This window comes from Microbacterium protaetiae (genome assembly GCF_004135285.1).
GTDB lineage: Bacteria > Actinomycetota > Actinomycetes > Actinomycetales > Microbacteriaceae > Microbacterium > Microbacterium protaetiae.
The window spans coordinates 2,148,600-2,168,322 of record NZ_CP035494.1 but is presented as its reverse complement, the minus strand read 5'-3'; the positions used below and the strand labels follow the sequence as shown (position 1 = coordinate 2,168,322).

Genomic DNA, 19,723 nt, shown 5'->3' with positions numbered 1-19,723 from the left:
CCGCAGCCGCGGTATCACGCTGTCGTGCCGGCGGCTCTTCCCAGTGGGCGATGCCCGCCACGCGGCATCGGACCCTCTGGAGCACCTCATGTCCGCACAGACCCCGAGCCCTCGGCTGAAGACATACGGTGACGTTCGCGCACTGATCGCGGCGCACGATCTGGGATGGCGGGTGCTGCCTGCCATCCCCGACGACAGACCGCTGGTGCGCCGGCTGCTGGGCGGCCCGCCACCCACGCGCGCGAATCCCGCCCATCGCGTCGATGTGAGCAAGCTCATCGCCGAGCAGCCGAGCGCACGCGAACTCGCGATCAGCGTCTCGCCGGCAGCGATCGCCGACTTGCGGCCGCCCAAGCCCGCGCCGGTACCGCCGACACCGCCCGCACCCGCGCCGCCGGCACGCCCCTCGGCCGTCGACTGGCGCACGCACAACGGCTGGCCGACGTTCACCCGCACCCGCGACCAGTTCGCGTCGGAGCACTGCTGGATCTTCGCCCCGACCGGCATCATCGAGGCGATGACGCGCATCGAGCACTGCACGTGGGCGCCGCGATCAGAGGGCGATGTGGTGCGCGGGCTGACCGTGGTGGTCGGCCAGTGCGGTGACGCCCGCAACACCCTGAACTGGGTGAAGGACAACGGGCAGGCCGACCCCGGCTGCATCCCGTGGCCGTTCCCGGCCGCGCACAACGATGCGTACTGGGTGCCGGCGCCGAGCAACTGCGGCACCGGATCGACGCAGCACACCACGGCGACGACAACCTTCGATCGCAGCGGCCGCACCGTGAAGACGCCGGCGTATACGACGCTGAGCCATGTCGACGACATGAAGGACTGGATCTGGAAGATCGGTCCAACCGTGGCGAGTTCCATCACCATCTACGACGACTTCTACGGCTACAGCGACATCACGACCGTATACAAGGCCGCGCCGGGCCAGACCTCCAACGGCACGCACGTGGTCGACGTCGTCGGGTACGACGACCGTAAGCAGGCCTGGCTCATCCGCAACTCGTGGGGGGACAGCTGGGGCGACCATGGCTACGGCTGGATCGGATACGGCCAGATCGGCATCGATACCAACGCGATGTACGGACTGCGCGGCACGAACCCTGATCCGTGGGCGAAGCGGTTCAGCCACAACGGCGCCATGTTCGAGAGCGGCGACGGCGCGAACCACGACAACTTCGAGCTGTTCGTGCACGCACCGTCAGGGGGCATCGCGCACTGGTGGCGCGACAACGGAACCGGTGCGCTGCCGTGGGCCGCGGCATCCGGTTTCGCAAGCGATGCCGGCTCGGAGCCGACCGCGACCGGCACCGCCTACAACCGCAACTTCGAGATGATCTACGCGTCGAGCGCCGGCCGGCTGCGGCACTGGTGGTTCGACCAGACGCACGGCACGTGGAACGACGGCGCGACGTTCGGGCCGAACAATGCCCTGGGCACGCCGGGATTCGTGCAAAGCAGCTACGGCGCGAACTTCGAGGTCGTGACCGGACTTGCCAGCGGCCAGCTGCAGCACTGGTGGCGCGACGGTGCCGGCTGGCATGCCGGGCCAGTGTTCGGCAGCGACGTGCGCGAGGCGGGGCCTAGCCTCATCCAGACGACGAAGGGCGACCTTGAGCTCGTCTGCCTGCGCGCCGACGGCACGTTGCAGCACTGGCATCGCGCCGACGGCACGAGCTGGGCGTGGTCGGCGACGACGACGTTCGCTGCGGGATGCCGTACCGCACCGGCCATGATCGAGGGGCAGTACGGGCGCACCGATGAGTTCGCCTCGGGCAACTATGAGCTCGTCGTCGCACTGGCGTCGGGCGTGCTGCAGCACTGGTGGCGCGATGCGCTGGGAGTGTGGCGGGCGAGCGCGACGTTCGGCACCGGCATCGATCGGGTGCTCGCGCTGGTGCAGGGCAGCTTCGGATTCAACCTCGAAGTGGTCGCGCGGCGGCATGATGGCAAGATGCAGCACTTCTGGCGCGATGGCACCGGCTGGCACGACGGAGTCGTCATTGGCTCTTCCCTCTGAGATCGATCTGGTGATCGGGGAGCACTTCCGCGCCCCGATCACCGGCGCGGGCAGCCAGGGGTATCGCTGGCTGGTCACGGTGACGCGGGATGCCGCAGCCGTCGCGGTGCGGACGGTCGGCGTACCGCCCGCCGGGGACTCTCCGGGCCAGGGCAGCTACCCGCGCGAGCTGCAGATCGATGCGCTTCAGACCGGTGTCGCCGTCGTCGATCTCGCTCTCACCCGGGTGAACGGCGAGGTTCGCGAACGGCACGTGCTCACGGTCAGAGTGGTGGGCACGCGGTGAGGCGGCAGCCGGTTATGCGCGGCGCAACATCAGCTTCCTCTGCTCCTGCGTGATTACGACGGACTCCCCAGAGATCCCGTCAGCCGTCCGTGGAACATCCGGCTGTGCGCGTTGAGGCCGATCAGTTCCACTGTCGCGCCGTGCGCCGCGTACTTCGTCTGGATGGCGTCGAGCGCGGCGACGCTGGAGGCATCCCAGATGTGCGAGTCGCTCAGATCGATCACGACCCGCGCCGGGTCGTCGGCGTACGAGAACTGGCCTGTGCGACGAAGATCAGCACCCCGAGCGCATTGACGAAGCCGATCATCACCGATCGGGGAATGTACCGCACGAGCCGGGCGAGCCCTGCCGCCCCGAACACGATCTGGATGAGCCCGGTCAGCAGCACCGCCGGAAGCACATACCCGGTGCCGTGTGCGTGCACCAGGGGCGCGACCACGAGCGCGACCGAACCCGCCGCCGCCGAGACCATCGCCGGCCGGCGGCCGACCAGCGACATCACCACGGCCAGTACCACCGACGAGATCAGGGCGACATCAGGGCCGACACCCGAAATCAGCGAGAACGAGATCACCTCGGGAATCAGCGCGAGCGTGGTCACCATTCCCGCGAGCACTTCGGTGGTCAGAAGGCGCGGATGTCGCAGCGCGGCGGTCACCGGCACCTGGCCGTTCGGCAGACGGAACGCCGTCGAGGCGGGAGCGGAGAGGGCGACGGGTATGAGCGAGTGTGCCGGAGGGCCGCAGGCGACCGCACGGCGGTCCTTTCGGCGGCGGAGTGACGGTGCCGCAGGCCCGAAGTCCATTCCGGGCACGCGGCAACCTGTCGAGTCTATGCGGGATCGCTGGTCGATCAGAGAGGCAGGGCGGTCAGTCTCCGAAGCGAGCCACCAGCCGACCGGTGACCGCGTTGTTCGCGAGACGCTCCAGGCCCTCGCCGACCGCGTCGAAGCTGATCTCTTCGTACACCGGCGCGATCTCACCGCGACGCATCAACTCGAAGACCTCCTCGATGTCCTGCACGGTGCCGCCCAGCGACCCCACCAGGGTCTTGCCGAGGATCGTCGGCGTGCTCACGGTGAAGGTCGGCTTGCCAAGGCCGACCTGCACCACCTTGCCGCCGCGCTTTATCGCGTTCAACGCCTTCTGGGTCGTGTCGAATCCCGCATAGTCGACGATGAGGTCGAAACCGGATGCCGCGTTCAGCGGGTCACCGGTCATCGGTGTCACCCATTCCGCTGCATCCTTCACGCAGTCGACGACGCCGACGGCCTTCGCAACCGGCCACACGTCTTCCTTCGTCTCGGCGACGTGCACTTCGGCGCCGGCGAGCACGGCCGCGCGAGCGCCGATCTGACCGAGGCCGCCGAAGCCGATGACGCCGACTTTCATGCCGGCGCTCGCCCCGCCCTCCTTGATCATCGCGTGGTACGAGGTCATGCCCGCGTCGGTGGCCAGTGCCGCCAACGAGAGGTCGAGGCCCTCGGGCACACGCGCAAGGTCGCGGTAGTCGGCGGCGAGCTTGTCGGCGAAACCGCCGGGAGTGAACATGCCAAGCGGCGGCTGCACGCCGGCCGAGTTCACACCGACGACATCGCCGACGGCGAATCCCACGACCTCCGAGCCGATGCGCGAGATCACGCCGGCGTTCTCGTGCCCCTGGGTCATCGGAAGGAACGGCATGACGGCGTCGCCGGTCTGCATGTACATGATGTCGGAATGGCACAGTCCTGCCGCCTTGACATCGATGATCACCTGCGTCGGGCCGGGGACGGGTTCGTCGACCTCGTTGAGTTGGATGGGGGCGTGATCGCCCATGTACTGCCAAGCCTTCATGGCTCACTCCTTCTTCACCCGCGGATCGAGAGGATCCGCACGTCCGATCGTAGCCGCTTAATCGTTTAAGCGATAGTCTGCAGCCATGGTCACGATCAAGGATGTCGCTCGCGAGGCGCGCGTCTCGACGGCGACGGTGAGCTACGTCCTCAACGAGACGCCCGGGCAGACCATCACTCCGGCGACACAGCAGCGGGTGCGAGCAGCCGCGGCATCCCTCGGCTACGCTCCCCACGGCGTCGCCCGTGCACTGCGTGAGGGTGCCTCGCGCAGCGTGCTGCTGAATGTCGGGGCGGCCTTGAGCGGGCACAGTCTCGACAGCTTCATCGCAGGAATGACCGACGAGCTGAGGCGACACGGTCACTCGTTGCTGATCAGCGCGGGCAGCGGCATCCCGCAGGACGCGGTCGACGCGCTCCGCCCTCGGGGCGTCGTCGATCTGGATGTTCTGCTGTCGGGGGCATCCGACGACCATCCCGTCTTCGGGAGCGCCGGCGGGCAGTATGCCGGATTCGCCCTCCACACGATGACGCAGCTCACGCATCTTGCCGAGCGCGGGCACCGCGCCGTGGCGTTCGGGGTGCCGTCGACCGATGACCCGCTTGCGGCTACCCGTCTCGAGCATGCTGACCGGGCCGCACGCGCCTTGGGCATGGCGCCGATCCGCACGCTGCGCATCGACATGGGCGTCGACCGCGCGGCGCGCACCGAGTCGGTGCGCGCCCTTCTCTCAGACACCGATGTCACCGCCGTGGCCGCATACAGCGACGACGTCGCGTTCGGCGTGCTCTCTGCCGTTGCCGCACTCGGGCTGCAGGTGCCCGATGACCTCGCCGTCATCGGCTTCGACGACGGCGGGCACGGAGCACTGTGGGACCCGCCGTTGACGACGGTACGCATCCACGCGGCATCCTTCGGTGAGCGCGCGGCCCGTTTTGCGCTCGGTATCGATCCAGGAATCTGGACGCAGTCGCCATCCGAGGTCGTGGTGCGCGCGACGACGTGACCCGACGCGGTGAGGCGGTAGGCGGTAGCCGGCTATGCGCGGCGCACATCGCTTCCTCTGCTCCTGCGTGATTACGACGGACTCCCCAGAGACCCCGTCAGCCGGCCGTGGAACATCCGGCTGTGGGCATTGAGGCCGATCAGCTCGACCGTCGCACCGTGTGCCGCGTACTTGGTCCCGATGGCGTCGAGCGCGGCCACACTGGAGGCGTCCCAGATGTGCGAGTCGCTCAGGTCGATCACGACGCGCGCCGGGTCGTCGGCGTACGAGAACTGATCGACCAGATCATTGCTCGACGCGAAGAACAACGGCCCGAGCACGCGGTACTGTGCCACGGCACCGTCGTCTGACACCTCGCGCGAGACCCGCACCACATGTGCGATGCGGCGGGCGAAGAACACGAGCGCCAGAAGCACGCCCACGCCGACGCCCGTGGCCAGATTGTTCGTGGCCACGACAACCCCCACCGTCACCAGCATCACGATCGTCTCGGGCACCGGCATCCGGCGCAACGTCGAAGGCCGCACACTGTGCCAGTCCACAGTGCGGAGGGCCACGACCATCATGACCGCTGCCAGCGCCGCCATCGGAATGGCCGACATCACCGGCGACAGCACCGCGATCAGCAGCAGAAGGAACAGTCCCGCCACGAGCGTCGAGATGCGGGTGCGCGCCCGGCCGAGCTGCACGTTCACGACGGTCTGTCCGATCATCGCGCACCCGGCAACCCCGCCCCACAGCCCCGCCAGGATGTTCGCGACGCCGAGCCCCCACGATTCGCGACCCTTTCCCGATCGGCTGTCGGTGATCTCGTCGACGACCTTCGCGGTCAACAGGCTCTCCAACAGGCCCACCATCGCCGCGGCGAACGCCGTCGGCGCGACGATCCGCAGCGTCTCGAGGTCGAACGGCACGGTCCACGGCGTGAGCCCCGGCAGTCCCCCGCTCACCGAACCCTCATCGCCGACCGTGGGCACGTTCAGCCCGAATACGACGGCGGCGGCGGTCACCAGCACGATCGCCACCAGCGGTGCCGGGATCGCGCGGGTGAACCTCGGCAGCACCACGACGATCAGAATCGTCACGACGAACAGCGGGTACACCTGCCAGGGCACGTCGATCACGTGCTGCACCTGTGCGACGAAGATCAGCACGCCCAGCGCGTTGACGAAGCCGATCATCACCGATCGGGGAATGTAGCGCACGAGACGGGCGAGGCCCGCCGCCCCGAACACGATCTGGATCACCCCGGTCAGCAGCACGGCCGGCAGTACGTACCCCGTGCCGTGGGCCTGCACCAGCGGTGCGAGCACGAGCGCGACGGATCCGGCCGCGGCCGAGACCATCGCGGGCCTTCCGCCGACCAGCGACATCACGACGGCCAGCACCACCGACGAAATGAGGGCGACGTCGGGGCCGACGCCCGAGATCAGTGAGAACGAGATCACTTCGGGAATCAGCGCGAGCGTTGTCACCATTCCGGCGAGTACTTCTGTGGTGAGCAGGCGCGGATGCCGCAGCGCGGCCCTCACCGGCACCTGACCGTTCGGCAGGCGGAACGCGGTCGAGGCGGGAGCAGAGGGGGCGACGGGCATGATCGAGTGCACCGGCAGCCGAAGGCGACCGCGCGGCAGTCCTTTCGGCGGCAAGATGGGGTGCCGCAGGCTCGCTGTGAGGCCTCAGGGCGCGCGGCGACCTGTCGAGTCTACGCGGGAGTCGCCGCGCGGCTCACCGCGCCGCTGCGAGCGCGGCCAGCTCGGCGCGCGTGGTGGCCTCGGTCTTGCGCAGCAGGTTCGACACGTGGAACTTGACCGTGTTCGCGCTGATCCCGAGCTCGTCGGCGATCGTCTGGTTGCGAGCGCCCGAGGCGACCAAGTGCAGCACCTCGCGCTCCCGCGTGGTGAGTCGCACGCTCTCGGCAAGCGGCTCAGGCTCCACCGGTGGGTCCAGCGGCAGCCGGATCTCAAGAGACGATCCCCATCCAGGAGTGGCGCTGACCGTGAGCACTCCGTTCAGCGCCGAGACCCGCTCGGCGATCGGCCGCAGCGAATCGTCATGCGGGGTCAGCTCACCGTTGCCGTCGTCGCGGATGCCGACCAGCAGATTCCATCCGTCGCAGTCCCATTGAATGCGCACACGCCGCGCCTCGCCGGCGTCGACGACCGCCAGCACAGCGCTGCGCACTATCGCACGGGCGGCATGGGCCACTTCGCCGGGCAGCGCGCGGCCGGTCGCCGGGGGCTCCACGAACTGCACATCGAGTTCGCTGAACCGCTCGAGCGGGCGCAGATCACTGCGCAGTCGTGCGAAGGCTCCGACCACCGGCTCGAGCATCGAGCGGCGTTGCCGATCGGTGGCCATCCGCAAGCCGACCAATGCCGTCGTGGCCGTATCGATCGCCAGCATTCGCGCCGCGCGATCGTCGAGGCGCTGCGACCGCAGAATCGCCAGCAGCGACTCCAGCGTGATCGCGTGCTGGTCTGCCTGCTCGGCCACGGTGCGATCCAGCGCCACCAGTTGCCGTCTCGTCCCCGCCGATTCCTCGTCGGTCACGGCGTCGTCGACGCTCATGCCGTCAACCTACCCGACCGGGCAGGTGTGCGGGGCCGACATCCTGCCTGCAGTCAGAGCGCGCCAGCGCCGGCCTCTGCGACGGTCTGATCCTGTTCGCCGCTGCCCCCGCTGACGCCGAGACCGCCGACGACCACGCCGTCGCGCAGCAGCGGCACGCCGCCGGCGAAGATCGCGACTTTGCCGCCGTTCGTCGTGTGGATGCCGAAGAACTGCTGGGTCGGCTGCGCGTTGTCACCGAGGTCTTTGGTCTGGATGTCGAACGCGCGGGCCGTCCACGCCTTGCTGATCGAGATGTCGATGCTGCCGATCCATGCGCCGTCCTGGCGCACGTGGGCGATGAGGTTACCGCCGCCGTCGACGACGGCGATGTTCATGGGCTGGCCGATCTCGTCGGCGCGCTTCTCGGCGGCCGCGATGATCGTGCGGGCGTCGGCGAGTGTCAAAGCGGACATGGGGATCTCCTTGGGTGGTGAGTGGTGTGAGGGGGTGAGGGATGCCGCGCCTCAGGCGGCGATGTACCCGTTGGGGTTGAGTACATATTTGGTGGCCGCGCCCGCGTCGAACTCGGCATAGCCCTGCGGGGCGTCTTCGAGCGGAATCGGCTTGGCGTTGACAGCCTTGGCGATGTCGACCCGGTCGTGCAGGATCGCCATCATCAGCTGTCTGTTGTAGCGCATCACCGGACACTGCCCGGTGGTGAACGAGAGCGACTTCGCCCAGCCGGTGCCGAAGCTGATCGACAGGGAGCCGACCTTGGCGGCCTCGTCGGCCGCCCCCGGATCGCCGGTGACGTACAGTCCCGGAATACCGATGGCCCCGCCGGCGGCCGTGGCCGTCATGAGTGAGTTGAGCACCGTGGCCGGTGCTTCCTTCGCGTGCGCACCGTGGCCTTCACCCCGCGCCTCGAAGCCGACGGCATCGATTGCGGCATCCACTTCGGGCACGCCGAGAATCTCCTCCAGCTGATCGGGCACGCTCCCCGCGCCCACGTCGATGGTCTCGCAGCCGAAGCTGCGCGCCTGTGCCAACCGGGCGTCGTTCAGGTCGCCGACGATCACAACGGCCGCTCCCAGCAGCTGTGCTCCGGCAGCAGCTGCCAGGCCCACCGGGCCTGCGCCGGCGATGTATACCGTCGAACCGACGCCGACTCCTGCGGTGACGGCGCCGTGGAAGCCGGTGGGAAAGATGTCGGAGAGCATCGTCAGACTGAGGATCTTCTCCAGCGCCTGATCGCGATCCGGAAAGCGCAGCACATTCCAGTCGGCGTAGGGCACGAGCACGTATTCGGCCTGCCCGCCGACCCAGCCGCCCATGTCGACGTAGCCATACGCACTTCCCGGGCGATCGGGGTTCACGTTCAGGCAGATGCCGGTCTTGCCCGTCTTGCAGTTGCGACAGCGACCGCACGAGATGTTGAACGGCACCGAGACGATGTCGCCGGTCTTCACGAACTCGACGTCGGGGCCGACCTCGACGACCTCACCGGTGATCTCGTGCCCCAGCACGAGCCCTCGCGGCGCGGTCGTGCGGCCGCGCACCATGTGCTGGTCCGAGCCGCAGATGTTCGTCGCGACCGTGCGCAGGATCACGGCGTGTGGCAACTTGCGCCCGACGTTGGCGGGATTGACCCCCGGGCCGTCCTTCAACTCGAACGTCGGATACTCGGTCGATGACTTCGACCACTCCGGGTCCCTGATAGGCAACAGCTCTGTTCGCAGACATCCTCGTCCTCCGGGTCCGGCGATTTTCGCCTTCTCCCGAAGCATGACCCACCCCGCCCCAGAGCGGGATGACCCATCAGGGCCGGGCGCCCTGCCCGAACGGATAGGGCGCAGCTCTGCGGCATCCCACCAGCCGGTCGTCGAGCCACGTGGTTGCCGGCTCACGAGACGAGCTGGTCGCGACGTCGCGTCGATACCGCTCGGCCGGGTTCTCGGCGAGCGCCACGTCACGGGGCCTCGGCCCTCTGCCGCTCGATCACCTCTGAGACATCGGAGGGGAAGCGGTGTACCTCCTGGGGCCAGTCCAGCGCGACGGCCAGTCGCCCGGCCCAGTAGCGCGCGGTTGCGTCGTCGGGCACCTCAACGACCGTGAAGCCGCCGAGATGCTCCTTCGACTCGACGAACGGCCCGTCGGTGAAGACGGGCTCCCCGCCCTTGTTCACGACGCTGCACACCGCGGTCGAGGCGTCGAGGCCGCCGTCCGCGAAGAGGAAGACCCCGGCGGCCTTCATCTCATCGAGCACTGCCTGCGACGCCTCGCCCTTCTGGCGCAGTTCGTCAGGTGTGTGCGGGGGCACCCACTCGTCGTTGAATGCGATCAAATACTTCGGCACTGTCGTCTCCTCTCGACCGACGAGAGCCACCTCGTGGCTCTGCTGCGGCGAAGACCCGAACGGGCTCGCCCACTATCTCCACGAACGGCGATGCACGGATACGACACCTGGCCCGGATCGGCACGGAATCCGAAGTCGCCATCAACGTCACCCTCCTTCTCCGGTGGCACGTGTCAACGTCGCCTTCCTCGGCGACGAGTCCGACTCACGCGCGGGCCGACGAGGGTCAGCCGTGCGGCTGTGCATCGGGGTTCTCTCCGGCCTCCCCCGCAGTGACGACGATGGTGGATCCAGGTGCAACGGCGGCCGCATCGATCGAGTCGAGGCGTGCACTGTGGTCCACATCGGCGCCGGTCACGACGGCGTCTGCAAGCCCGAGCACCGTCCCCGCGGCATCCGCCACCGCACCCGTGAGCTGCAGTCCAAATCCGATCGCTGCACCCGTGACGGCGACGCCGCTCGTGAAGGCGACCACGGTGCCGGCGACGACCAGGGCGACGCCCACGAGACCGATGAAGGCGGCGGTTGCCGCAAGTGGATGCTGGTCGACGAACGCCCGGATCTTGGTCCACGCCGTCCCCAGACCTTGGTCGAGGATCTGCAGGTCGATGCGGTCACCGGCGAGGATGTCGCGGATGAACTCGCGCGACGGCTGCTCGTCCTCGTCGAGGGCGTGGGCGACGACCATTGCGGCGTCGATGCTCAGACGCACGAGCTGCTGCAGGGCGATCTGGCCATCGAGCGAGCGATCGGGGGTCCGCACGACGACGTCGATTGCCGCCAGCCCGTCCGCGAGTTCCTCTGCTGCCCGCGGCCAGTATTGTCTGACAGAGGCGTCATCGAGCACCGCTTGGGCCACGAACGCGACGTCTGCCTCGTAGGCCGCCAGCGAAGGCTCGAGCAGGACCTCCGTGTCGGACATGCGCGAAGTTTAGCCCGACACGGCGGTGCAGACCAGGGATTTTCGGTGGCGACGGGTGGCAAGTGCGAAGCTCACCTCTTCACTGAGGGCCTGCTCGATGTCATGCATGTCAGCGCGGGACGGATCGTCGCCGAGCAATCCCCGCGCCGCGGGTGTCAGCGCTGGGCGCCATGGCTGGTAGGACTGTGCTCATGGAGATTCGCAGAGCGATGCCCGTGATCGTGACGGATGATCCGACGGCTGCGCGGGAGTTCTATGAGCGGTTTCTGGGCTTTCGCGTCGCGATGGATCAGGACGGCATGCTGATGCTCGCGTCGACCAGCACGCCCACGACGCAGCTGATCGTGGCCTGGAACAGTCCCACCGCCGTCGATCCCGAGGTGACATCGGTTGACGTCTCGGTGGAGGTCGCGAATGTGGATGCTGCCTACGCTCAGGCGAAAGCAGCGGGTCTGGAGATCGTGCGAGACATCCGCGACGAGTCGTGGGGCATCCGCAGATTCTTCGTGCGCGATCCGACGGGTCGCGTGATCAATGTGGCCAGCCACATCGCGTCGTCGTAGATGTGCCCACCGACGGGCGACCGCCGTGCGCAGAGACTCGATCTGGGCGACACGGGTCGCGCGCTGCTCGTCTGTGGTTGCCGCGATGTGGACCCGCACGCTCGAATGGAGCCTTGCATACCTACCTCTAGGTATGTCATGCTCGCGGTGTGCCGGAGAAGACCGATGCTCGCGACCGACTGCTCGTGGCCGCTCAGGCGCTCTATGCCGAGCGCGGCGTCGCTGCGACGACGCCGCGGGACGTGCTGGCGCGCAGCGCTGTCGGCCAGGGAAGTCTCTATCATCACTTCCCCACCAAGAGAGATCTCGCGCGGGCAGCGGTGGGCCGCACCGTGCAGGAGCAACTGGGCACCGCGAAGGCCGAGTTGCTCGGCGATGCGACCGCTCGGGAACGGATCGGGGCCTACCTCCTGCGTGATCGCGACGCGGTCGCGGGGTGCCGGGTGGGGCGACTGACCTCCGATCCCCTGGTCATGTCGGAGGATGACCTGCACCGACTGGTCGAGGGATACTTCACCGATCTGATCACCCTGGTGTGTGACGTCCTCCAGGAAGCAGGGCTGTCACCGGACCGCGCCAGGGAGCGCGCCACGACGATCGTTGCGGTCGTACAGGGCGGCTACGTGCTGGCGCGCGCCACGGGCGATCCCGACGTCATGCGCAGCGCCGTGCGCGGCCTGTTCGCCCTGCTGGAGGAGGAGAAAGAATGAGTGACTACGAGGTTGTCGAGATCGGTGCACCCGCCGAATGGCGCAGCCATTTCGGTGGTTTCGACCAGACACGGTCACGCCAAGGCAGACGCATCGTCGATCACGAGCTGACGATGCAGTACATCGGGATGTCGGCGAACGCGCTCGCCCCCGGAGAGCAGGCGGGCTACTGGCATGAGCACGCCAAGGTGGAAGAGCTGTACGTGTTCCTCGACGGCCACGGCCAGATGGGGCTGGATGATGACGTCGTCCCCGTCAGCGCCGGAACGGTCGTGCGCGTCGGGCAGGGAGTGCTGCGCACGTGGCGCGCGCTCCCGGACAGCGACACCGAACTGCGATGGCTCTGCATCCGTGGCGGCGGCAGCCCCCTGCCCCACTTCCCCGACGACAGCCGACGTGCTCCCGACCGCCCCATGCCGTGGGAAAGCTGAGGCCAGACGCGAGAAAGGCCCCGTGTCCCGCATGATGTTGCGGTTCTCGGGGCCTTTATCTGGCGGAGACGGAGGGATTTGAACCCTCGGTCCCCTTGCGAGGACTCCACCTTAGCAGGGTGGTGCACTAGGCCTGACTATGCGACGTCTCCATGCGCCCGGCACCCGAAGGCGCGAACGCGTCTGTCCATGATAACCGGTCTGCAGCTACCCGACGAACCGCTGGCCTGAGGTACTGAGGCGCGCAAATAGGGCATGAGTCCGATGTAGGGGGCCTACCTTAGCGACGAGCGTAAGTGGTGCATCGAAGGAGTCATCATGACCATGCATCCCTCACTCGGATACGACATCATCACGCAGGAACTCGAGGAACGCGCCCGGAACGCGGAGCGTGCACGTTTCGTACGCGAGCACCCGGAGCAGATCGTCCGGCTACCGCGCAAACGGTGGATCAGCACGATCGCGCGGTTGTTCCATCCGCTTCGCCATGCCGTGCATCCGCAGTCAACGACGTGCGACTCCGCGCATGCTTCGTGACGCGGGTCCCGATGTCGGCGGTGACTGGCACCATGGAGGGCATGGCCTTCTCTGCGACATCGGCGGCCACGGCGGCCCCCATGGTCGGGCGTGACGAAGAACTCGCGCGCCTCGGTGCACTGTTCGAGCGCGCCCGAGGCGGGCAGCCGACCGCTGTCGTGGTCGCCGGTGAGGCCGGCATGGGAAAGTCTCGCCTTATCCGCGAGTTCACGGCTTCCCTCGCCGACCGTGCCGACGTCGCGACGGGCCGTGCCGTGGACTTCGGCGGCACTCCGGCGCCCTATGGCGCCGTGCTCGGACTGCTGCGAGACATCGCGACGCAACGCGGCGCAGAAGCGCTCTGGCGAGCCGCCGGGCCCGGGCGTCCCGCGCTTCTGCTGCTGATGCCCGAGCTCGCCGAATCACCCGAGATCGCGGCATCCATCCCCCCTCCCGACGTGGCGCCGACACCCGAGCGTCTGCGCGAGGCATTCGTCACCGCCGTCGAGTCGTTGGCCGAGCACCGGCCGCTTGTGCTCGTGATCGAAGACCTGCACTGGGCAGACGAAGGCACGCTCACACTGCTCTCTTTCCTGCTGCGCGTGGTCACCCGCGGGCGGCTGCTCGTCGTGCTGGGCTGGCGCAGCGATGAAGGCCGGCGCGCCGACCCGGTACGTCTGTTCGTCGGCGAAGCCGAGCGGGCACACTTGCTCGAGCGCATCACGCTCCAGCGTCTTGATCGCGCATCGGTGCGCGAGCTGGTCGCTTCGCTGGGGAGCACCGACGACATCGACGCCGCCGATCGGCTCGACGAGCGGGCCGAGGGCATTCCGTTCTTCATCGAAGAGCTCGCATGCTGCACCGACGGGCCCCTTCCCGACACCCTGCGCGACGTGCTACTGGCCCGCTACGGACAGCTGTGGGAAGATGCCGCGGCTGCTGTCCGCGTCATCTCTGCGTCCGATGCGCCACTCGAGCACGACACTCTCGTCGCCCTGACCGGGTTCGACGACGAGCGTCTGAACGAAGCGATCCGAGAGGCAGTGGCCACCGGCATCCTCATCGTCGATGACGACCGCTACACCTTCCGGCACGCGCTGCTTCGCGAGGCGGTGCACGCCGAGTTGCTGCCAGGTGAGCACGCGGCTCTGCATCGCGCGTACGCCGAGCACCTGCAGGCGCTCATGGATGCTGATCCACGCCGCGATCTGCAGGCTGCGCTCGCACACCATTGGCGACACGCGCATGAACGTCGGCGCGCTCTGGTCGCGGCTGTCGCCGCGATGCTCTCAGCAAAGAGGCGATACGCGTTCTCGACGGCCGCGCGCTTCGGACGCATGGTGCTCGACCTGTGGGATCAGGTCGACGACCCCGAGTCGGCGGCCGGCATGGACCATCTCACCCTGTTGCAGCGGATTGCGTCGATCCTGCGCAACGCCGGCGAGAGCGAGCGAGCGCTGGCAGTGGTCGACCGCGCCCTCAGCGAGGTGGAGCATTCCGACGTCGAGCCGGCGCTGCATGCCCGACTGCTGCGCGACAAGGCCGTGTATCTCGTGAACCTCGGCCGCCCGGGTTCGGCCGAACTGCTGGCGGAATCCCTGGATGTGATCGAGCACGCGCACATCGACGACCCCACGTTGGCTGCCGGCGTGCTCAATCTGCTGGCCGCACGGCATATGGTCGCCGGTCGGGCCGATGAATCGATCGCGATGGCCTCGCGGGCAGCGCAGATCGCTCTGGAGGCCGGGTCCGACCAGCACCTGTCCGTCGCGTTCAATGTGCGCGGAGCATCCCGGGCTCACTCCGGCGATGTCACCGGCGGCCTGGCCGATTACGCGACGGCGCACAAGCATGCCCGCGATGCCAACGCGCAGCTGCGCTACGACGTGAACTACTCCGATCTGCTCACGGTCCTCGGCAGGTACCACGAGGCGCTCACGGTGGCAGAAGAAGGCCTCGCGCACGCGCGCGCGGCTGGGCTGGCCCGCACGACCGGGTCGCTGCTGACGCAGAACATGGTGCAGCCGCTGCTTGAACTCGGCGAGATCGACCGCGTCGACGAGCTTCTCGCCAGCGATCTTGAACTGCGCACGTTCCCGGTGTTCCGCATGTACACGACGACATCGCGCGCTCGTGCCCTCAGCTGGCACGGCCGCGCCGAGGCTGCACAGGCGCTGCTGCGACAGCAGCAGTCCGCGATAGCGGCGGCCGCGGTCTTCGAGCGACAGGTTTGGTTCTACGGCCTCCACGCCCGCCTGGCGATAGCGCAGGCGGCCGATGATCCAGACGCGGCGCGGGCTGTCATCCGCGAAGCCATCGACGACCGGGGCGAACGCACCGCACACATCACACGCATTCTCCTCGACGCGGGTCCGGTCATCGCGACGCTCCGTGCCCGCGGCGACGGCGTCGAAGATCTGGTCGCTCGGGTCGACGACGCCTGGAAGGCCGTGCCCGCAGCTCTGCGCCCGGCAACCTGGGAGCGCGTCCTGACCGCCTTCCTCGACCCGAATCCCGATGCGCTCGCCCGCGCCGTGGAGAGCGCCGAAGATCCAGACATGCCGGCGACGTTCCGGGTGACAACCCGTCTCGAGCTCGCGCGCAGCCTCGTCGCCGCCGGGGAGCGGGCGCAGGCGTCCGCCGTTCTCGCGGATGCGCGCACCCACGCCGAAGCCCTCGTACACGAACCGCTGCGGCGTGACGTCGCCGCATTCGGCGAGGCGGCGAGGCGTCGAGGCTCATCGGGGTCGTCGGCGATCCGGATGCCGCACTGGCCGAGCTCACCAGCCGCGAGCGACAGGTGCTCGACCTCCTCGCCGAGGGGCTGAGCAACGGACAGATCGCCCAGCGCCTTTACATCAGCACCAAGACCGCCAGCGTGCACGTCTCGGCGATCCTGCGCAAGCTCGGGGTCGCCAGCCGCACCGAGGCCGCCGTGCTCGCCACGCGTCAGGTCGCGTAGCCGCCGCGTACACCGGGCGGCCGCATAGCGGCGTTCGGGAGTGGCCGGGATGCGGCATCCCAGGCCGCGTCGGTGCGGCATCAGCATCGCTCAACGTCGGCGCACGCAGGGCCGTGCGGACTCACCTCACGTGGCGCCGGCCCACTCAGCGCGGCGCGGATGCACTCCACGCGTGTCGGTGCGGGATTGCGCTCACGCCGCGTCGGTGCGGATTCACTCCACGCGGCGTCGGCGCGGGATTGCGCTCACGCCGCGTCGGTGCGGATTCACTCCACGCGGCATCCATGCGACATCAGCTCTGCTCGGCAGCTGGGCAACATCTCAAGAGCGGAGGGTGTGGGATTCGAACCCACGGGACATCTCTGCCCACTGGTTTTCAAGACCAGCTCCATCGGCCGCTCGGACAACCCTCCAGACGGCGAAACCGTCGAGGAACGAGTCTACCGGTGACGCTTCGGCTCTCGTGCCCGTCCCATATCGCCGCATCCTCGCCCTCAAGCGACACTTCGGGACGGCAGCCAGAGGCGCCAGAGCAAGCGCCGTCCCATATCGCCGCATCACGGGTATGAGGCGACGCTTCGGGACGGCACTCGGATGCACGAGCGGGGACACGGCCGGGAAGAAGAGGCAGGCCCGTTCCAAATCGTCGCATCCCCACCCGAAGCGACACATCCGGACGGCACCTCGCAGCACGAAAGGGGGCAGACAGCGCACGCCGTCCCATCTCGTCGCATCCCCAACTCTCAAGCGACACTTCGGGACGGCAGCCGGAGGCGCCACAGCAAGCGCCGTCCCATATCGCTGCATCCCCACACCCAAGCGACACATCGGGACGGCGCTCGGAGGCACGAGCGGGGACACGGCCGGAAAGAAGAGGCCCGCCCCGTCCCAAAGCGTCGCATCCCCACCCGAAGCGACACATCCGGACGGCACCTCGCAGCGCGAAAGGGGGCAGACAGCGCACGCCGTCCCATCTCGTCGCATCACAAGCTCTCAAGCGACACTTCGGGACGGCAGCCGGAGGCGCCACAGCAAATGCCGTCCCATATCGCCGCATCCCCGCCCTCAAGCGACACTTCGGGACGGCAGCCGGAGGCGCGGCCGCAAACGCCGTCCCATCTCACCGCATCGCGGGCACGAAGCGACGATTTGGGACGGGGCTCCTGGCTTGGGCGTGGGTGCCTGACGTCGTTTCGACTCGCTGCGCTCGCTCAACGACCGGAGAGGCACGCCGCTCAATGCCCGGAGGCGCTCAGCGCCCGGCGAAAGCGCTCAGCGCCCGAGCTTGCGCAGCACGGCGGCGACGCCGCCGTCGGCCACCGAGAGGGTGGTCTCGCCCGCGGCATCCCGAACCTCCTGCGGGCCCTGCGCCATGGCGACCGCGCGACCGCCGTTCTCCAGGGCCCAGCGGAACATGCCCAGGTCGTTGCGACCGTCGCCGATCACCAGCACATGCGCTGGGTCGTGGCCGAGCCATCCGCGCACGAGTTCGAGGCCGCTGGCCTTGTCCACCCCCATCGGGGCGATGTCGAGCCACGCCGTCCAGCCGATCGCGTACGAGACCTGGTTCAAGCCGATCCGACGCACGAGATCGACGAAGTCCTGCTCGGTCTGCCCCGGCGAGACCACCACGACACGCGAGACCGGCTGCGCCGACAGCTCGACGAACGGCACGCGCTGCGCATGCGTGAGGTTCCAGTCGTCCATCGGTTCGGTGTACAGGCGGGTGCCGTCGGCCAACTCGACCATGTAGTGCGCTTTGGTGACGTTGTCGTGGATGAGCTGGAGCACCTCGGTCGGATCGAACGTCTCGGTGTGGAACCGCTCGTAGCCGGAGCCGGAGCCAGAGCCAGAACCCGAGCCGTAGCCGTAGCCGGAGCGGGCGCCCGAGCCGGGCCCGCGGCCGGACTCGGACCCGGACCCGGCCCCGGACCCGTACCCGGGCCCGTCGACCCTGCGCATGATGACGGCGCCGTTCGAGCAGACGACGTATTCGGGCTCGAGCTCGAGCAGCTGCAGGATGCCGCGGGTGCCCTCCCAGCTGCGTCCGGTCGCCAGCATCACCTCGTGTCCTGCCGCGTGCGCGTCGCCGACCGCAGCAACGACTCCCGGGCTGGGCGACTCGTCTTCGAGCAGCACCGTGCCGTCGACGTCGAGCGCTATCAGCAGGCGCGTCGCGACATGTTCGGCGACCTGCTCGATGAGCTCGACGGCCTCGTCGGAAGAATCGACCTCGATCGAACCGGTCTCAGGCAGCCGCGTCACGCCACGGGCTCCAGCACGTCGAGTCCACCCAGGTACGGCCGCAGCACCTCGGGCACGAACACCGAGCCGTCTTCGCGCTGATGCGTCTCCAGCAGCGCCACGATCCAGCGGGTGGTCGCCAGCGTGCCGTTCAGCGTCGCGACATGCTGGGTCTTGCCCCCGTCGGGTCGGTATCGGATGTCGAGCCGGCGCGCCTGGTACGTGGTGCAGTTCGAGGTCGAGGTCAGCTCGCGGTACGCCTGCTGGGTGGGCACCCACGCTTCGATGTCGTACTTGCGCGCGGCCGACGAGCCGAGATCGCCGGCGGCGACATCGATGACCCGGTACGAAAGACCCAGATCCTGCAGCATCCCCTCTTGCATGCCGACCAGGCGCAGATGCTCGGCCTCGGCCTCTTCGGGCGTCGTGTAGACGAACATCTCGAGCTTGTTGAACTGGTGCACGCGGATGATGCCGCGGGTGTCTTTGCCGTACGAGCCGGCCTCACTGCGGTAGCAGGTCGACCAGCCGGCGTAGCGCTTCGCGCCGCCGGACAGGTCGATGATCTCGTCCATGTGGTAGCCGGCCAGCGGCACCTCGCTGGTGCCCACCAGGTAGAGGTCCTGCTTTTCGAGCAGGTACACCTCGTCGGAATGCTGGCCGAGGAACCCGGTGCCACGCATCACCTCAGGGCGCACCAGAGTGGGCGGGATCATCGGCACGAAGCCCGCGTCGATGGCCCGCTGCAGCCCGAGCGAGAGCAGCGCATACTCCAGCCGCGCCCCCACACCCTTGAGAAAGTAGAAGCGGCTGCCCGAGACCTTCGTGCCGCGGTCCATGTCGATGGCGTCGAGAAGCTCACCGATCTCGAGGTGATCGCGCGGCGTGAAATCGAAGGTCGGAACCTCGCCGTGCGTGCGCAGCGTGACGAAGTTCTCTTCGCCGCCGGCCGGCACGTCGTCGATCACCACGTTCTCGATGCGGGAGAAGACCTCGGTCGCGTGCTCTTCAGCGGCCGCGACAGCGTGCTGAGCCTGCTTGACCCGCGCGCTGAGGTCTTTGGCCTGCGCCACCAGGGCGGCCCTTTCCTCCTTGGGCGCAGCGGCGACCTTCTTGCCGTGCGCGTTCTGCTCGGCACGCAGCTGCTCGAACGCCGTGAGCGCTGCGCGGCGCGCCGCGTCGGCGGCGAGCGCCTCGTCCACCGACGAAGGCTCCTCGCCCCGCTTGATCTGGGAGTGCTTGACCAGCTCGGGATTCTCGCGCAGAAGAACGGGATCGATCATCCGACAAGTCTAGCCAGCGGCATCCGC

At 68.3% G+C, this 19,723-nt stretch carries 18 protein-coding genes, 2 tRNA genes and 2 pseudogenes; 9 read left to right on the top strand and 13 right to left on the bottom strand.

The window, feature by feature from the left end; all coding sequences use genetic code 11:
• Positions 1 to 88: 88 nt before the first annotated feature.
• On the top strand, positions 89 to 2,029 hold the full coding sequence (locus ET475_RS10010) for a C1 family peptidase (RefSeq protein WP_129389377.1): 1,941 nt from the start codon (positions 89 to 91) through the stop codon (positions 2,027 to 2,029).
• Complete coding sequence (locus ET475_RS10005) at positions 2,013 to 2,315, top strand: hypothetical protein (protein ID WP_129389374.1); 303 nt, start codon at positions 2,013 to 2,015, stop codon at positions 2,313 to 2,315. The genes ET475_RS10010 and ET475_RS10005 overlap by 17 nt, the downstream gene beginning before the upstream one ends.
• Before the next feature lie 53 nt (positions 2,316 to 2,368).
• Here the strand turns inward: ET475_RS10005 and ET475_RS10000 are convergent, their stop codons facing one another.
• The 3 genes and pseudogenes from ET475_RS10000 to ET475_RS09990 all read right to left on the bottom strand — a co-directional run bounded on the left by ET475_RS10000 (position 2,369) and on the right by ET475_RS09990 (position 4,150).
• The gene (locus ET475_RS10000; protein WP_165310866.1) at positions 2,369 to 2,539 is read right to left on the bottom strand and encodes a hypothetical protein; all 171 of its coding nucleotides are present in this window, start codon (positions 2,537 to 2,539) and stop codon (positions 2,369 to 2,371) included.
• 35 nt (positions 2,540 to 2,574) lie between these two features.
• Positions 2,575 to 2,994, bottom strand: a pseudogene (locus tag ET475_RS09995) (SulP family inorganic anion transporter); the annotation flags it as partial.
• 190 nt (positions 2,995 to 3,184) lie between these two features.
• On the bottom strand, positions 3,185 to 4,150 hold the full coding sequence (locus ET475_RS09990; RefSeq protein WP_129389367.1) for a zinc-binding dehydrogenase: 966 nt from the start codon (positions 4,148 to 4,150) through the stop codon (positions 3,185 to 3,187).
• A gap of 85 nt (positions 4,151 to 4,235) precedes the next feature.
• On the opposite strand from ET475_RS09990, the gene ET475_RS09985 reads away from it, so the two are divergent.
• Positions 4,236 to 5,156 carry a LacI family DNA-binding transcriptional regulator gene (locus ET475_RS09985; protein WP_129389364.1) on the top strand — a complete coding sequence of 307 codons (921 nt, stop codon included), beginning with the start codon at positions 4,236 to 4,238 and terminating at the stop codon, positions 5,154 to 5,156.
• 71 nt (positions 5,157 to 5,227) lie between these two features.
• On the opposite strand, the gene ET475_RS09980 is transcribed toward ET475_RS09985, so the two are convergent.
• The 6 genes and pseudogenes from ET475_RS09980 to ET475_RS09955 all read right to left on the bottom strand — a co-directional run bounded on the left by ET475_RS09980 (position 5,228) and on the right by ET475_RS09955 (position 10,987).
• Complete coding sequence (locus tag ET475_RS09980; protein ID WP_129389361.1) at positions 5,228 to 6,751, bottom strand: SulP family inorganic anion transporter; 1,524 nt, start codon at positions 6,749 to 6,751, stop codon at positions 5,228 to 5,230.
• A 133-nt stretch (positions 6,752 to 6,884) separates the two neighbouring features.
• Positions 6,885 to 7,727, bottom strand: a complete 843-nt coding sequence (locus ET475_RS09975; RefSeq protein WP_129389358.1) for a LuxR C-terminal-related transcriptional regulator — start codon at positions 7,725 to 7,727, stop codon at positions 6,885 to 6,887.
• Between the two features lie 53 nt (positions 7,728 to 7,780).
• Positions 7,781 to 8,182, bottom strand: a complete 402-nt coding sequence (locus ET475_RS09970) for a GlcG/HbpS family heme-binding protein (RefSeq protein WP_129389355.1) — start codon at positions 8,180 to 8,182, stop codon at positions 7,781 to 7,783.
• A gap of 51 nt (positions 8,183 to 8,233) precedes the next feature.
• A pseudogene (gene fdhA / locus ET475_RS09965) lies at positions 8,234 to 9,452 on the bottom strand (formaldehyde dehydrogenase, glutathione-independent).
• Positions 9,453 to 9,678: 226 nt separating this feature from the next.
• Positions 9,679 to 10,065, bottom strand: coding sequence for a YciI family protein (locus tag ET475_RS09960; RefSeq protein WP_129389351.1), 387 nt, complete (start codon positions 10,063 to 10,065; stop codon positions 9,679 to 9,681).
• Positions 10,066 to 10,291: 226 nt separating this feature from the next.
• The gene (locus ET475_RS09955; protein ID WP_129389348.1) at positions 10,292 to 10,987 is read right to left on the bottom strand and encodes a hypothetical protein; all 696 of its coding nucleotides are present in this window, start codon (positions 10,985 to 10,987) and stop codon (positions 10,292 to 10,294) included.
• 191 nt (positions 10,988 to 11,178) lie between these two features.
• On the opposite strand from ET475_RS09955, the gene ET475_RS09950 reads away from it, so the two are divergent.
• From ET475_RS09950 to ET475_RS09940, 3 genes are all read left to right on the top strand, one after another.
• Positions 11,179 to 11,550 carry a VOC family protein gene (locus tag ET475_RS09950; RefSeq protein WP_129389344.1) on the top strand — a complete coding sequence of 124 codons (372 nt, stop codon included), beginning with the start codon at positions 11,179 to 11,181 and terminating at the stop codon, positions 11,548 to 11,550.
• Between the two features lie 149 nt (positions 11,551 to 11,699).
• Positions 11,700 to 12,260 (top strand): TetR/AcrR family transcriptional regulator, encoded by a 561-nt coding sequence (locus ET475_RS09945; RefSeq protein ID WP_129389340.1) that lies wholly within the window; start codon positions 11,700 to 11,702, stop codon positions 12,258 to 12,260.
• A complete protein-coding gene (locus ET475_RS09940; protein ID WP_129389337.1) occupies positions 12,257 to 12,691 on the top strand; it encodes a cupin domain-containing protein in 435 nt (144 codons plus the stop codon). The genes ET475_RS09945 and ET475_RS09940 overlap by 4 nt, the downstream gene beginning before the upstream one ends.
• A 60-nt stretch (positions 12,692 to 12,751) precedes the next feature.
• Here ET475_RS09940 and ET475_RS09935 read toward each other — a convergent pair.
• Positions 12,752 to 12,843: transfer RNA gene (locus ET475_RS09935), tRNA-Ser, on the bottom strand.
• Positions 12,844 to 13,009: 166 nt separating this feature from the next.
• On the opposite strand from ET475_RS09935, the gene ET475_RS09930 reads away from it, so the two are divergent.
• Genes ET475_RS09930 through ET475_RS18135 form a run of 3 tightly spaced genes read left to right on the top strand, consistent with a single transcriptional unit; the run spans position 13,010 to position 16,169 of the window.
• Positions 13,010 to 13,228, top strand: a complete 219-nt coding sequence (locus tag ET475_RS09930) for a hypothetical protein (protein WP_129389334.1) — start codon at positions 13,010 to 13,012, stop codon at positions 13,226 to 13,228.
• 11 nt (positions 13,229 to 13,239) lie between these two features.
• Positions 13,240 to 16,035, top strand: coding sequence for an ATP-binding protein (locus ET475_RS09925; protein WP_129389331.1), 2,796 nt, complete (start codon positions 13,240 to 13,242; stop codon positions 16,033 to 16,035).
• Entirely contained in the window at positions 16,008 to 16,169 is a 162-nt protein-coding gene (locus ET475_RS18135) for a response regulator transcription factor (RefSeq protein WP_242497593.1), read from the top strand. Before ET475_RS09925 ends, ET475_RS18135 begins: the two co-directional genes overlap by 28 nt.
• 328 nt (positions 16,170 to 16,497) lie before the next feature.
• Here the strand turns inward: ET475_RS18135 and ET475_RS09915 are convergent.
• From ET475_RS09915 to serS, 3 genes are all read right to left on the bottom strand, one after another.
• Positions 16,498 to 16,582: transfer RNA gene (locus ET475_RS09915), tRNA-Ser, on the bottom strand.
• Positions 16,583 to 17,441: 859 nt separating this feature from the next.
• Positions 17,442 to 18,434, bottom strand: a complete 993-nt coding sequence (locus ET475_RS09910; protein WP_207205330.1) for an HAD family hydrolase — start codon at positions 18,432 to 18,434, stop codon at positions 17,442 to 17,444.
• Positions 18,431 to 19,696 carry a serine--tRNA ligase gene (gene serS / locus ET475_RS09905; protein ID WP_129389325.1) on the bottom strand — a complete coding sequence of 422 codons (1,266 nt, stop codon included), beginning with the start codon at positions 19,694 to 19,696 and terminating at the stop codon, positions 18,431 to 18,433. Before serS ends, ET475_RS09910 begins: the two co-directional genes overlap by 4 nt.
• Between the last annotated feature and the right edge of the window lie 27 nt (positions 19,697 to 19,723).